This is a genomic window from Arsenicicoccus sp. UBA6765, assembly GCF_002453335.1.
Classification (GTDB): Bacteria; Actinomycetota; Actinomycetes; order Actinomycetales; family Dermatophilaceae; genus Arsenicicoccus; species Arsenicicoccus bolidensis.
On the sequence record NZ_DKGR01000040.1, the window covers coordinates 48,749 to 62,336 of the forward strand.

Annotated in this window: 14 protein-coding genes and 2 tRNA genes; 10 read left to right on the forward strand and 6 right to left on the reverse strand. The window is 72.1% G+C overall.

The window, feature by feature from the left end; all coding sequences use genetic code 11:
• Positions 1-26 precede the first annotated feature (26 nt).
• Positions 27-506 (forward strand): ribose-5-phosphate isomerase, encoded by a 480-nt coding sequence (locus tag B4K29_RS10750; RefSeq protein WP_286958937.1) that lies wholly within the window; start codon positions 27-29, stop codon positions 504-506.
• 243 nt (positions 507-749) lie between these two features.
• Positions 750-965 (forward strand): hypothetical protein, encoded by a 216-nt coding sequence (locus tag B4K29_RS10755; RefSeq protein ID WP_239261686.1) that lies wholly within the window; start codon positions 750-752, stop codon positions 963-965.
• Positions 966-1,071: 106 nt separating this feature from the next.
• On the opposite strand, the gene B4K29_RS10760 is transcribed toward B4K29_RS10755, so the two are convergent.
• A tRNA-Gly gene (locus tag B4K29_RS10760) sits at positions 1,072-1,145 on the reverse strand.
• 137 nt (positions 1,146-1,282) lie between these two features.
• Between B4K29_RS10760 and B4K29_RS10765 the strand changes: the two genes are divergently transcribed.
• The 8 genes from B4K29_RS10765 to clpX all read left to right on the forward strand — a co-directional run bounded on the left by B4K29_RS10765 (position 1,283) and on the right by clpX (position 9,291).
• Positions 1,283-1,359 (forward strand) — tRNA-Pro (locus B4K29_RS10765).
• Positions 1,360-1,451: 92 nt separating this feature from the next.
• Positions 1,452-2,660: a 3-oxoadipyl-CoA thiolase gene (gene pcaF / locus B4K29_RS10770; RefSeq protein WP_286967276.1), complete on the forward strand. Its 1,209-nt coding sequence runs from the start codon at positions 1,452-1,454 to the stop codon at positions 2,658-2,660.
• 104 nt (positions 2,661-2,764) lie between these two features.
• Complete coding sequence (locus B4K29_RS10775) at positions 2,765-3,565, forward strand: CoA transferase subunit A (protein ID WP_029211659.1); 801 nt, start codon at positions 2,765-2,767, stop codon at positions 3,563-3,565.
• A gap of 3 nt (positions 3,566-3,568) precedes the next feature.
• Positions 3,569-4,207 carry a CoA transferase subunit B gene (locus tag B4K29_RS10780; RefSeq protein WP_019287788.1) on the forward strand — a complete coding sequence of 213 codons (639 nt, stop codon included), beginning with the start codon at positions 3,569-3,571 and terminating at the stop codon, positions 4,205-4,207.
• A 224-nt stretch (positions 4,208-4,431) separates the two neighbouring features.
• Entirely contained in the window at positions 4,432-6,174 is a 1,743-nt protein-coding gene (gene tig, locus B4K29_RS10785; RefSeq protein ID WP_286967277.1) for a trigger factor, read from the forward strand.
• Between the two features lie 273 nt (positions 6,175-6,447).
• Positions 6,448-7,074, forward strand: a complete 627-nt coding sequence (locus B4K29_RS10790) for an ATP-dependent Clp protease proteolytic subunit (protein ID WP_019287790.1) — start codon at positions 6,448-6,450, stop codon at positions 7,072-7,074.
• A gap of 34 nt (positions 7,075-7,108) precedes the next feature.
• Complete coding sequence (locus tag B4K29_RS10795; RefSeq protein WP_019287791.1) at positions 7,109-7,774, forward strand: ATP-dependent Clp protease proteolytic subunit; 666 nt, start codon at positions 7,109-7,111, stop codon at positions 7,772-7,774.
• Between the two features lie 227 nt (positions 7,775-8,001).
• Positions 8,002-9,291, forward strand: a complete 1,290-nt coding sequence (clpX, locus tag B4K29_RS10800) for an ATP-dependent Clp protease ATP-binding subunit ClpX (protein WP_029211170.1) — start codon at positions 8,002-8,004, stop codon at positions 9,289-9,291.
• A gap of 52 nt (positions 9,292-9,343) precedes the next feature.
• Here the strand turns inward: clpX and B4K29_RS10805 are convergent, their stop codons facing one another.
• Genes B4K29_RS10805 through B4K29_RS10825 form a run of 5 tightly spaced genes read right to left on the reverse strand, consistent with a single transcriptional unit; the run spans position 9,344 to position 13,485 of the window.
• Entirely contained in the window at positions 9,344-9,949 is a 606-nt protein-coding gene (locus tag B4K29_RS10805; RefSeq protein ID WP_286967278.1) for a hypothetical protein, read from the reverse strand.
• Positions 9,946-11,256, reverse strand: coding sequence for a DUF58 domain-containing protein (locus B4K29_RS10810; RefSeq protein WP_286967279.1), 1,311 nt, complete (start codon positions 11,254-11,256; stop codon positions 9,946-9,948). Before B4K29_RS10810 ends, B4K29_RS10805 begins: the two co-directional genes overlap by 4 nt.
• Positions 11,253-12,236: an AAA family ATPase gene (locus B4K29_RS10815; RefSeq protein WP_286958441.1), complete on the reverse strand. Its 984-nt coding sequence runs from the start codon at positions 12,234-12,236 to the stop codon at positions 11,253-11,255. The genes B4K29_RS10810 and B4K29_RS10815 overlap by 4 nt, the downstream gene beginning before the upstream one ends.
• Complete coding sequence (locus B4K29_RS10820; RefSeq protein WP_286967280.1) at positions 12,233-12,736, reverse strand: hypothetical protein; 504 nt, start codon at positions 12,734-12,736, stop codon at positions 12,233-12,235. Before B4K29_RS10820 ends, B4K29_RS10815 begins: the two co-directional genes overlap by 4 nt.
• Entirely contained in the window at positions 12,733-13,485 is a 753-nt protein-coding gene (locus tag B4K29_RS10825) for a DUF4129 domain-containing protein (protein WP_286967281.1), read from the reverse strand. Before B4K29_RS10825 ends, B4K29_RS10820 begins: the two co-directional genes overlap by 4 nt.
• Positions 13,486-13,588 lie beyond the last annotated feature (103 nt).

Here is a 13,588-nt window from a genome sequence, read left to right on the forward strand (position 1 = left end):
CCCCGCACCCCCGCAGGAGACCCGCCATGCGCATCCACATCGGCGCCGACCACGCTGCCCTCGAGGCCAAGACCGCCCTGATCACCCACCTGCGCGACGCGGGCCACGAGGTCACCGACCACGGCCCCTTCGTCTACGACGCCGAGGACGACTACCCCGTCTTCTGCCTGCGCGCCGCCGAGGCCGTCGCGGCCGACCCCGCGTCGCTCGGCTTCGTGCTCGGCGGCTCCGGCAACGGCGAGCAGATGGCCGCCAACAAGGTCGAGGGCGTGCGTGCCGCGCTCTGCTACAACCCCGAGCTGGCCGAGCTGGCGCGCGAGCACAACGACGCGCGCGTCTGCTCCATCGGCGGTCGCTTCACCACGCCGGAGGAGTCGTTGGCGATCGCGGACACCTTCGTCGCCACGCCGTTCTCGGGGGTCGAGCGCCACGCCCGCCGCATCGCGATGCTGGACCACTACGAGGCGTCGGGGGAGCTGCCCGAGCTGCCCGAGAGCGCGCGCTGACCGCATGGCAAACCCTCACGTCAGGTGTGACGGATGTGACGGGTGTGGCGGCTGGGACCCCACCCGCGTCGTCACGGTGCGTGTCCAGACCCTGTCCGAACTGTCCCTCCTGCACCGGACCGTCCGGGTGAAGGTCAGGCGAACGGCGCATCTCGTTCGGGTGTTTCGGACACGTAGCGTCTCGCAGTCTGTTCTAGTGGAGAGCGAACAGCCCGCTCGCTCCCCGTCCTTGAGGAAGTCCCCATGGCCGTCCACGCCGGTCACTCCACCCGCACCCCGCAGGCCCCCGTCCTCACCTGGCTGGTCGTCCCGGCCCTGGTCGCGCTGGGGGTGCTCCTCGCCCTCGCCTCGGTCGTCGCGATCGTCATGGGGATGGCGCCGTTCGCGCTCGCGTCCCTCGTCGGCCTGGTCGCTGCTGTCGGGGCGTTCTGGACGATGCTGGACCGCCGCCGGCTCTGACGCCTCCCACCGGCGGCCACCGGCCGTCGAGCTGACCGTATGACGAAGGCCCCGCCGCCCTCCGAGGAGAGGTGACCGGGCCTTCGTGCCGCCTGGTGGGGCGGGCTGGAGCGGGTGACGAGAATCGAACTCGCGTAGCTAGTTTGGAAGACTAGGGCTCTACCATTGAGCTACACCCGCAGGTCGCCCGACGGGATCCGTCAGGACGAGCACTGCACAGGGTAGTTCGCCGACCGGGCCCGCGGGAAATCCGACACCCCGCCCCGCCGGTCACGCGTCCCGAGCCCGCGGTCGGGACCGGTAGGATCGAGGCTTCACGGGCTGTGGCGCAGCTTGGTAGCGCGCGTGCTTTGGGAGCACGATGTCGCAGGTTCAAATCCTGTCAGCCCGACCACCGCGGGGGCCCGCCGGACGGCTCCGGCGGGCCCTCGCGCATCCTGGCAGCCCCCGTCGGCGGTGCCCGCTCGGCCGTGGCAGGCTAGGGGCATGACGGCAGCGAGGACGGCATACATCGTCGACGGCGTGCGCACCCCGATCGGCAGGTATGCCGGAGCGCTCGCCCCGGTCCGGCCCGACGACCTCGCGGCCCACGTGATCCGCACCCTGGTGCAGCGCCACCCCTCGGTGGCGTGGGACCAGGTCGACGACGTGGTCCTGGGCTGCGCCAACCAGGCGGGCGAGGACAACCGCAACGTGGCCCGTATGGCGGCCCTGCTGGCCGGTTTGCCGGAGCAGGTGCCCGGGGTCACCGTCAACCGCCTGTGCGCGAGCGGCCTGGACGCGGTCGCGGCGGCGGCCCGGGGCATCCTCGCCGGTGACGGCGACCTCTACGTGGCCGGCGGGGTGGAGTCGATGAGCCGGGCGCCGTTCGTGATGCCCAAGGCCGAGAGCGCCTACAGCCGCAGCGCGGAGGTCCACGACACGACGATCGGCTGGCGCTTCGTCAACCCGGCCATGCGGGACCGCTACGGCGTGGACAGCATGCCCGAGACCGCCCAGAACGTCGCCGACGACTGGGGCGTCAGCCGCGAGGACCAGGACGCCTTCGCCCAGCGCTCGCAGGAGCGCGCGGCCGCCGCCATCGCGAGCGGCCGGCTCGCGACCGAGATCGCGCCCGTCACGATCCCGCAGCGCAAGGGCGACCCCACGGTCGTCGACACCGACGAGCACCCCCGCCTGGGCAGCCTCGAGACGCTCGGTCGGCTCCGGCCGTTGTTCCCAGGTGGGTCCGTCACGGCGGGCAACGCCAGCGGGGTCAACGACGGCGCCGCGGCGCTGCTGGTCGCCAGCGAGAGCGCGGTCGAGAGGTTCTCCCTGGAGCCGCTGGCCCGCATCGACGGCGCCGCCGCTGCCGGCCTGGCCCCCCGGGTGATGGGCTACGGGCCCGTCCCGGCCGTCCGCAAGGTGTTGTCCCGCAGGGGTGTCGAGCTGGACGACGTCGGCGTGATCGAGCTCAACGAGGCCTTCGCCAGCCAGAGCCTGGCGGTCCTGCGCGACCTCGGGCTGCCCGACGACGCGGCGCACGTCAACCCGCACGGTGGGGCCATCGCGCTCGGCCACCCGCTCGGCATGAGCGGGGCCCGCCTGGCGCTGACGGCGGCGATCACGCTGGCCGACGACGGGCACGACCACGCCCTCGCCACCATGTGCGTCGGCGTCGGTCAGGGCGTCGCCATGCTGCTCTCCCGCCCCTGACAGGCCCCTGACCGAGACGGGTTCCGGGCCGCCGATAGGGTTCCCGCAGATCCATCACGACATCCAGCACGACATCCGTCACGACGTAGTGAGGAAGGAAAGACATGGACAAGGTGGTGTCCTCCGCCGAGGAGGCCGTGGCCGACATCGGCGACGGAGCCTCGCTGGCGGTCGGCGGGTTCGGTCTGTGCGGCATCCCGAGCGTGCTCATCCGGGCCCTGCACGAGCAGGGGGCCACGGACCTCGAGCTGGTCTCCAACAACTGCGGCGTCGACGACTGGGGGATGGGGATCCTGCTGGCGGACAAGAAGATCCGCCGCATCCAGGCGTCCTACGTCGGAGAGAACAAGGAGTTCGAGCGGCAGTACCTCACCGGCGAGCTGGAGGTCGAGCTCACCCCCCAGGGGTCGCTCGCCGAGAAGCTCCGCTGCGGGGGCTCCGGCATCGCCGGCTTCTACACCCTCACCGGGTCCGGCACCCAGGTCGCCGAGGGCGGCCTGCCCCTCCTGCACGACGCCGACGGCAAGGTCGTCAAGACCTCGCCGCCCAAGGAGACCAAGGTCTTCGACGTCGACGGCGAGCCCAAGACCTTCGTCCTGGAGGAGGCCATCTCCTGCGACTTCGGCCTGGTGCGGGCGTGGCGCGGCGACCGGCACGGCAACCTCGTGTTCCGCGAGGCCGCCCGCAACTTCAACCCCGTGTGCGCCATGGCCGGTCGCGTGACGATCGCCGAGGTCGAGGAGCTCGTCGAGCCCGGCGAGCTCGACCCGGGCGAGGTCCACCTGCCGGGCATCTACGTCCAGCGCGTCGTCGCGCTGACGCCCGAGGAGGCCGCGGAGAAGCGCATCGAGCGCCGCACGGTCCGTCCCGCAGCCACCGCCGACCAGCAGCAGAAGGAGGCGTGAGCCATGGCGCTGACGCGTGAGCAGATGGCCGAGCGTGCCGCCCAGGAGCTGCACGACGGCGACTACGTCAACCTCGGGATCGGCCTGCCGACGATGGTCCCCAACTACGTGGCGGACGACGTCGAGCTGGTCCTGCAGTCCGAGAACGGCATCCTCGGCACCGGGGCCTACCCGGTGGAGGGCACGGAGGACCCCGACCTCATCAACGCGGGCAAGGAGACGGTGACCGTCCGCAAGGGCGCGAGCTACTTCGACTCCTCGACGTCCTTCGGGATGATCCGCTCCGGCAAGGTCGACGCCGCGATCCTCGGTGCGATGCAGGTGTCCGAGCACGGCGACATCAGCAACTGGATGATCCCCGGAAAGATGGTCAAGGGCATGGGCGGCGCGATGGACCTGGTCCACGGCGCCAAGAAGGTCATCGTCCTGATGGAGCACACCGCCAAGGGAGGCGCGCACAAGATCCTGAAGGAGTGCACGCTGCCCTACACCGGCAAGGCCGTCGTCCAGCGGATCATCACCGACCTGTGCGTCTTCGACGTCACCGCGGAGGGCCTGGTCCTGCGCGAGCTGTTCGACGGGGTCACCGAGGACGAGATCCGCGACAAGACCGGCTGCGACTTCACGGTCGACCTGACCTGACCGAACCTGCCCGACCTCGCCCGGGCCCGAGCACCACCGTGTCGGGCCCGGCCGGGACGACCGTTAGGGATAGGCGGGGCGAGCCGATAGCATGTCGAGAGCCTCGGTTCGGCCGAGGCCCCTTGTCGATGTCGCCGGCCGCCTCCCCAGACTCCACCGAGGCGTGGCGGTCTGGCGCCGACGAGGGCCCCCAGACCTCTAGCACAGACCTTGGAGCAACCGCAGTGAAGAGTGCCGTCGAGAACCTCAGCCCGACCCGGGTCAAGCTGACCGTCGAGGTCCCCTTCGAGGAGCTCAAGCCGAGCATCGACGCGGCGTACAAGACCATCGGCCAGCAGGTGCAGGTTCCCGGTTTCCGTCGCGGCAAGGTCCCCGCCCGCATCATCGACCAGCGCATCGGCAAGGGCGCCGTCCTGCAGGAGGCCGTCAACGAGGCGCTCCCGCAGTTCTACGGCCAGGCCATCGACGAGACCGGCCTCAAGCCGCTCTCGCAGCCCGAGGTCGACGTCACCGAGATCCCCCTCGAGGACGGCCAGCAGCTGGCCTTCGCCGCTGAGATGGACGTCCGCCCCGCGATCGAGATGCCGGACTTCACGGGCATCACCGTGGACGTCGACGACGTCGAGGTGACCGACGAGGACGTCAACGCCAACCTGGCGCAGCTGCAGGAGCGCTTCGGCAGCCTCGTGGGCGTCGACCGCGCCGCCAGGACCGGCGACTTCGTGTCGATCGACCTGTCGGCGAGCATCGACGGCGAGGAGATCGACTCGGTCTCGGGCGTCTCCTACGAGATCGGCTCCGGCAACATGCTCGAGGGCATGGACGACCAGCTGGTCGGCGTCAAGGCCGACGAGACCAAGACGTTCACCGCCCCCCTCGCGGGTGGCGACCGCGCCGGCCAGGACGCCGAGATCTCCATCACGGTCCTGTCCGTCAAGGAGCGCGAGCTCCCCGAGCTGGACGACGAGTTCGCCCAGCTGGCGTCGGAGTTCGACACGATGGACGAGCTGCGCGCCGACGTGACCGCGCAGACCGAGCGCGCCAAGAAGTTCGAGCAGGGCGCCCAGGCCCGCGACAAGGTCCTGGCCCAGCTGCTCGAGACGATCGAGATCCCGCTGCCCGAGTCGCTGGTCGAGGCCGAGGTGGAGTCCCACTTCGCCGAGGGCTCCGAGGAGGGCCACGACACCGCCGAGCACCGCGACGAGGTGGCCAAGAACGTCCGCGAGGCCATGAAGGGCCAGTTCCTCCTCGACGCCATCGCCGAGGAGCGCGAGGTCCAGGTCGGCCAGCAGGAGCTCATCGAGTACCTCGTGATGCAGGCCCAGCAGTACGGCATGGACCCCAACCAGTTCGCCCAGATCATGGACTCCAACGGCCAGGTGCCCTCCATGGTCAGCGAGGTCGCTCGCCGCAAGGCCCTCGCCACGGTGCTCGAGGACATCACGATCAAGGACGCCTCCGGCAACGTGGTCAACCTGTCCGACCTGGACGTCGAGGTCGAGGACGGCGACGAGGGTTCCGACGACTCGGGCTCCTCCGACGACACCGAGGGCTCCGACGACGCGCCGGCCACGAAGGCCTCCGCCAAGAAGGCTCCGGCCAAGAAGGCTGCTGCCAAGAAGGCTGCTGCCAAGGACGCCGACGCGGCCGACGCGACCGACGCCGCCGCCGCGGCTGACGCCGCCGCCGGGGGCTCCGAGCAGGAGGCCAAGCCGGCCAAGAAGGCTCCCGCCAAGAAGTCGCCGGCCAAGAAGGCTGCCGCCAAGGACTCCGACGCGACCGACGCCGCCGCCGAGGGCTCCGAGGAGGAGGCCAAGCCGGCCAAGAAGGCCTCCGCCAAGAAGGCTGCCGCCAAGGCCGACGAGACCGACGACGCCTCCGAGGGCAAGCCGGCCAAGAAGGCCCCCGCCAAGAAGGCCCCGGCCAAGAAGGCTGCTGCCAAGGACGAGGACGCCGCGGACGCCTGATCCCGCACGCCCGCCTCGCGGGCCGCACTCCACGAGGAGCCCGTCACCGAGAGGTGGCGGGCTCCACGCCGTCCCAGATCCCCTCGGTCCCGCCTCGGCAGCGCACCGTCGCGTGGCTCACGCGCTGGGCCAGGCGGTGTGCGCTCACGGCGAACACGCGCCCCGACGGGAAGGGTGTGTCGGCGCCGGGCGTTAGTGTCATCAGCAAGCGACGCTCCAGGCCGGTCCACCGGCCGGGCGCCACCCCAGTGCGACAGAGAGATGAGACTCACGGTGAGCCAGAGCAACGTCCCCGCGACCCCGGTCGCAGCGGCCGCGCCCCAGGGCGGTCTCGACGACCACATCTACCAGCGGCTCCTCAAGGACCGCATCATCTTCCTCGGCTCGGACGTCCGCGACGACAACGCCAACGCGATCTGCGCCCAGCTCCTCCTGCTCTCGGCCGAGGACCCCGACAAGGACATCTGGCTCTACATCAACAGCCCCGGCGGCTCGGTGACGGCCGGCATGGCGATCTTCGACACCATGCAGTGGATCCCCAACGACGTCTGCACCGTCGCGATGGGCATGGCCGCCTCCATGGGCCAGTTCCTGCTGTCTGCGGGGGCCAAGGGCAAGCGCTACGCCACCCCGCACGCCCGCATCCTGATGCACCAGCCCCTCGGCGGCATCGGCGGCACCGCCACGGACGTCAAGATCCAGGCCGAGCTGCTGCTCGCGATGAAGAAGGAGATGGCCGAGCTCATCTCCGAGCACACCGGCCAGCCGGTGGACAAGATCACGGCCGACTCCGACCGCGACCGCTGGTTCACCGCGGCCCAGGCCAAGGACTACGGCTTCGTCGACCACGTCTTCGAGCGCGCCGTCCAGACGCCCGGCAGCGGCGGCACGGACGCCTGATCGCCATACCGACAAGACCCACTCGGAGACCCAGATGATCCAGCACCCCCAGCCCATGCACGGCGCTGCCGGCCAGCCCGGTGCCGTCATGCCCACCAGCCGCTACATCCTGCCGCAGTTCGAGGAGCGCACCTCCTACGGCATGAAGCGGACCGATCCCTACACCAAGCTTTTCGAGGACCGCATCATCTTCCTCGGCGTGCAGGTGGACGACGCGTCGGCCGACGACATCATCGCCCAGCTGATCGTGCTCGAGTCCCAGGACCCGGACCGCGACATCACGATGTACATCAACAGCCCCGGTGGCTCGTTCACGGCGATGACCGCGATCTACGACACCATGCAGTACATCCGCCCCGACGTGCAGACCTTCGTCGTGGGCCAGGCCGCCTCGGCCGCGGCCGTGCTCCTCGCCGCCGGTGCGCCGGGCAAGCGCTACGCCCTGCCCAACGCCCGCGTCCTGATCCACCAGCCGGCCGTCGAGGGTGGCGGTGGTCAGGCCAGCGACATCGAGATCCAGGCCAACGAGATCTTCCGCATGCGGACCTGGCTCGAGGAGACGCTGGCGCAGCACTCCGGCCGCACCCCCGAGCAGGTGCGCGACGACATCGAGCGCGACAAGATCCTGTCCGCCGCGGCGGCCAAGGACTACGGCCTGATCGACGCCGTCCTGACCAGCCGCAAGGCGACGCTGGACTGAGCTGGACCAGCCCTCGGGCTGCCCGACCGGCGACGCCGGACGGGCAGCCCGAGGCGCGACCGGGGCATTCTGCTGTCGGCTGAACTCCCGGGGCCCTGCCGTGACGCGCAGGGGATAACAGGTGCTGGGGCGGGTCGTCCCAGGTACCGTCCTAGAAGACGACGCTCGCGCGTCGGCGGTCCAGGACCGGCCCGGACGGGGCGGTCTCGCACAGGTGGAGGTGGCAGATGGCACGCATCGGCGACGGTGGAGACCTGCTGAAGTGTTCCTTCTGCGGCAAGTCGCAGAAGCAGGTCAAGAAGCTCATCGCGGGCCCGGGTGTCTACATCTGCGACGAGTGCATCGACCTGTGCAACGAGATCATCGAGGAGGAGCTGTCCGAGGCTCCTGACTCCGGTCTCGACGAGCTGCCCAAGCCCCGCGACATCTTCACCTTCCTGGAGTCCTACGTCATCGGCCAGGAGGATGCGAAGCGTTCCCTCGCGGTCGCCGTCTACAACCACTACAAGCGCATCAACGCCGGGGCGGCCGGGTCCGCCACCGGGCCGTCGGCCACCAAGCGCGGCGACGAGCAGGTGGACATCGCCAAGTCCAACATCCTGATGATCGGCCCCACCGGCTGCGGCAAGACCTACCTCGCCCAGACCCTGGCGCGCATGCTCAACGTGCCCTTCGCCATCGCGGACGCGACGGCCCTGACCGAGGCCGGCTACGTGGGCGAGGACGTCGAGAACATCCTCCTCAAGCTCATCCAGGCCGCCGACTACGACGTCAAGAAGGCCGAGACGGGCATCATCTACATCGACGAGATCGACAAGATCGCCCGCAAGTCGGAGAACCCCTCGATCACCCGTGACGTGTCCGGCGAGGGCGTGCAGCAGGCGCTGCTCAAGATCCTCGAGGGCACCACGGCGAGCGTGCCGCCCCAGGGCGGGCGCAAGCACCCGCACCAGGAGTTCATCCAGATCGACACCACCAACGTGCTGTTCATCGTCGGTGGCGCCTTCGCCGGCCTGGAGCAGATCATCACGGCCCGGGCCGGCAAGCGTGGCCTCGGCTTCGGGGCGTCGATCGCCGCCCAGCGCGAGGCGGGGGCGCCGCGGTTCGCCGACCTGCAGCCGGACGACCTGATGAAGTTCGGCCTCATCCCCGAGTTCATCGGCCGCCTGCCCGTCGTGGCCACGGTCGACGAGCTCGATCGGTCCGCCCTCGTGCGGATCCTGACCGAGCCGCGCAACGCCCTGGTCAAGCAGTACCGCAAGATGCTGGACATCGACGGCGTGGAGCTGTCGTTCACGCAGGAGGCCATCGACGCGATCGCGGACAAGGCCATCGCGCGGGGGATCGGCGCCCGCGGCCTGCGCGCGATCATGGAGGAGATCCTCCTGCCGGTCATGTTCGACGTGCCCTCCGACGACGACATCGTCGAGGTCTCGGTCACCCGCGAGACCGTCGAGGAGGGCGCCACGCCCGTCGTCGTCCGCGCGACCGACAAGCGGCGCAAGGAATCCGCCTGACCGGCAGACCAGCCGGTATGACGGTCGCCCGGCCCGGGGCGGCCGACCTCCTCTAGCGCGACCGGTTGCTGGTCGTCATCCAGGCCACGGCAGCCACCCCCAGCACGGCAGCAGCGACGACGGCGACGGGCGCGACCGGCAGGACGGACCTCGCCAGCAGGCCCAGCCCCCACGTGACCGCCGCCACGGCCGTCAGCGCGACGCAGCGCTCGACGTAGCGCCGCACCAGGCGGGGGTCCAGCCGTGCCGGGCTCGGCGCGGTCGTCGACACGGCCACGCAGGCCACGTGCACCACCACGAGTCCCGCCACCAGCAGCACCACCGGCGACGCCGGGTCCTGCGGCGCGACGAGCAGGTAGGCCGCCAGCGACGCCAGCGCCACGGGTCCTCCGGCGGGCTCCGGACGGACGGCCGCGATCACCGCACCCAGGACGACCAGCGTGAACCCCACCGGTGACAGCTGATGACCGCTCGTGGCGACGAGCGGGACGACCCAGGCGCACAGCATCCCCAGTAGGCGGACCGCGAGCTGGGACCCGGAGGTGGATCGCGCCTCGACGAGCCAGCGGGTGAGGACGCGCTCGATCCCGGTCGTGCCCGTCGTCCGCCGCGCGCCCCTCGTGCCCCTCGCGCCTCTGGTTGACCTCGCGCTGCTCATGCCCGGGCCCGTTCGTGACGGGCCTGCAGCCGGCGCAGCAGCTCCTCGACGGAGGAGGCGTCCTGCCAGGCGACGACGGGGATGCCCTCCTGCTCGAGCAGGTCTGCCGTGCGGCGGCGTTCGAGGGTGAGGAGCCGCCAGGCGATCGTCTCGACGTCCTCGTCGACCACCGTGGCGGCGGGGGTGACGTCGATGCACGCCACGTCCAGCCCGCGCCTCGAGAGGGCGACCACGGCGTCGACCACGACGCGCGAGGTGAGCGGGGTGAGGGCCAGCAGCAGCGATCCGGGCGCGAGCCCGAGGCTGAGCTGTTGCACGTCGGGTTGCCGGTCGCTGGCGGGGTCGACGGTGGCGAGGGCGCCGAGCAGTCTCTGCAGGTGGCGGCGGCCGGTCCCGGCGGGGACGGGCAGGACACCGGCGTCGCCGAGCACGCGCAGCCCCACGCGGTCCCCGGCCGTCGTGAAGTGCCCGGCGACGTGGGCCGCGGCCTGCACCGCTGCCTCCACGCTGCTCGGGGCGCCGGGGTCGGCGTGCGGGATGTCGCTGAGCACGTCGACCAGGAGCATGACCTGGGCGTCCTGCTCGGCATACATGGTCCGGACGTGCAGGCTGCCGGTGCGGGCGGAGGTCGGCCAGTGGATGCGCCGGATCCGGTCGCCGGGGCGGAAGGCCCGGATCTCGGCGAACTCCGAGCCCTCGCCGGCGCGCCGGGACAGGTGGCGGCCGAGCTGCTGGGCGGGCCGCAGCTGGTCCGACCGGAGCGGAAGCCGTTGGGGCGAGGGCAGGGCGAGCAGCGGGTGGCCCTCGCCGGCCCGGAACCGGCTGGAGTGCGCGGCCCAGGCGGACGACAGGCGCACCTCGCCGCGGCCGACCGAGTGCCGCCCCCAGACCTCGGGCGACACCAGCTGCTCGCCGTGGTGCTGATCGCCGTCGAGCAGGGTGCTGGTGGCGCCGTGCGGCACCTCGGGCCGCAGCCGGTCGCTCGGCGCCAGGTCGACGCCCAGGGCCTCCGCGCGAGGGTCGTGCGCCACGTCCACGGTGACGGTGGTCGTGGAGCCCTCGGGCAGGCGGTCCGACCGGACGCCGGTCCGCAGCAGGCTGGGTCGCTCGGGCCGGCCCAGCGCGCCCAGGACGGCGACGACGAGCAGCGGTATGGCGACCACGAGCAGGTCCGTCCGGTGACCCAGCACGGCGGCGACCGCCAGGGCCACCCCCACCCCCACGACGGCGAGGTGGTGCGGCGTCGCCGACCAGGCCGCCTGCCGGGCCGCGGCGTCGGGGCGGCCGCCCCGGGTGGGTGCCGTCATCGGCCGTGGCCACCGGTGAGGGCGGCGGGCGTGGGCACGGTGTCGAGCAGGGACCGCACGATGGTGGCGCCGGACACCTGCGTCATCCACAGCTCGGGCTTGATGGTGAGGCGGTGCGCGAGGGCGGGGACGGCGACGTGCTTGACGTCCTCCGGCGTGACGTAGTCCCGGCCCTGCACCACGGCATACGCGCGGGCCACCGTCACGAGCGCCAGCGAGCCACGGGGAGAGCTGCCGACCTGGACCGACCCGTGCCGTCGCGTGGCACCGACCAGGTCGACGCAGTAGTCGACGACCGAGGGGTCGACCTCGACGAGCTCGACCGCGCGCTGGGCGTCGAGCAGCTCGCCCGGCGCGAGGACCTGCTCGACCTGCTGCTCCTCGGCCCGGCGTCCGAGCCGGCGCCGCACGACCTCGGCCTCCTCCTCGGGCGTCGGGTAGCCGAAGGACACCCGCAGCAGGAACCGGTCGAGCTGGGCCTCGGGGAGGGGATAGGTGCCCTCGTGCTCGACCGGGTTGGCGGTCGCGAGCACGTGGAACGGCGCCGCCAGGGGAAAGGTCCGGCCCTCCACCGTGATCTGGCGCTCCTGCATCGCCTCGAGCAGCGCCGCCTGGGTCTTGGGCGGGGTCCGGTTGATCTCGTCGGCGAGCAGCAGCCCGGTGAACAGCGGCCCCTCGCGGAACTCGAACTCGTGGGTGGCCTGGTTGTAGAGGAAGGAGCCCGTCAGGTCCGAGGGCAGCAGGTCGGGGGTGAACTGGGCGCGGGTGAAGGTCAGGCCCAGCGCCTGCGCGAACGAGCGCCCGGCCAGCGTCTTGCCGAGGCCGGGGTAGTCCTCGAGCAGCACGTGACCGCCCGCGAGGATGCCGGCGAGGACGAGCTCGAGGCCCGCTCGCTTGCCGACGACGGCGGTCTCGACCGCGTCGAGGACCCGGGCGCAAGTGAGCGTGACGTCGGTCGGGCGGGAGGCGTTGCTGCTCATAGGTTCTCGATCGTCGCGATCAGGCTGGTGAGCGCTCCCTGCGAGCGCGGAGGGGTCTGGGGGTGCTCGACCAGGCGGGAGAGCTCGGGCCCGAGCAGCTCCCTGGCGCGGTCGGGGTCGGTGGCGCGGTCCACGCCGTGGTGGGTGAGGAGCCGGTGGTCGACCAGGTCGACCAGCAGCGGCGACAGCGTGCGCTCCCAGGTGCGGCCGTCGCGCAGGCCGTGGACCGCCCAGGTGAGGGCGCTGAGCCGCCGGTCGTGGGTGAGGGTGCGCCGGACCTCCCGGTCGCGGGCCCACGGCGCGGACCAGCCGGCTCGCGCGGCGCGCGCCCGGTCCGCGAGGCGCCACCAGGTAGCCAGGACCGCCGCGATGGCGGCGGGCACGACGACGGGGTGGAGCCGCGCGCCGAGCAGGGATGCGCCGCCCAGGACCACGAGGCACAGGACCAGCCCCACCAGGACCCGGCGGGTCAGGGTGCGGCGGGTCAGGGCGCGGCTCATGGGCGCTCCTCGTCGCGGGCCGCTGCCGTGCTCGGGGCGGTCGCCGCGGTGCTGGTAGCGGTGCCACGGGCGAGGAGGGCGTCGTGGAGGCGGTCGAGCGCCATACCGGCGGAGCTCCGCAGCTCCTCGTCGACCTCGTGGCTGGAGAACCTCGCCTCGCGGTAGGCCTCCGCCAGGGCGGCGATCGCGTCCTCGGGCACGTGCTGCTCCGCCAGCACGCGGCGGGTGAACTCGGCGGACGTCTCGGCCTCGCGCCGGCTGCTGCCCGCGGCCGCCGCCAGGCGCTCGAGCTCGACCCAGCACGCGACGATGCCGTTGCGGGGCGTGCCGCCGGCCAGGGCGACGCGCTGCTGTCGCGCGGCCTCCTCGTCCAGGACGGGCTCGGGCACCAGGTCCGGACCCAGCGGCGAGTCCTCCCGATCGTCGCGCGGCAGCGCCCGCAGCCTCCGGACCACCGTGCGCGCGACGACCACGGCGAGGACGAGCATCGCCGCGACGAGCAGCCAGGGGAGCCAGCCCGGCAGGCCGCCCCACCCGTCACCACCCTGGGGCCGGACGGGGGTCGCCGGAGCGCTGCCGACCTCCGAGGCGGGCAGGGACCGCGGGTCCGGCACCCCGCGCTCGTTCGGTGCCGTGGGTGGGGGCCCCGACGTCACGAGGGCCGGGCCGCGCACGGTGGCCCAGACGAGCGCGGCGATCACCAGGGCCAGGGCGGCGGCCAGCAGCCCCGAGCGTCCTCGCGTGCCCATCGTGCCTCCACCCCCGTCGGTCCGTGCTCAGTGACCAGTGCTCAGTGACCAGTGATCCTGCCACGCCGGCCAGGCCGGGGTGGGCACGGGGGCTCGGACGTGG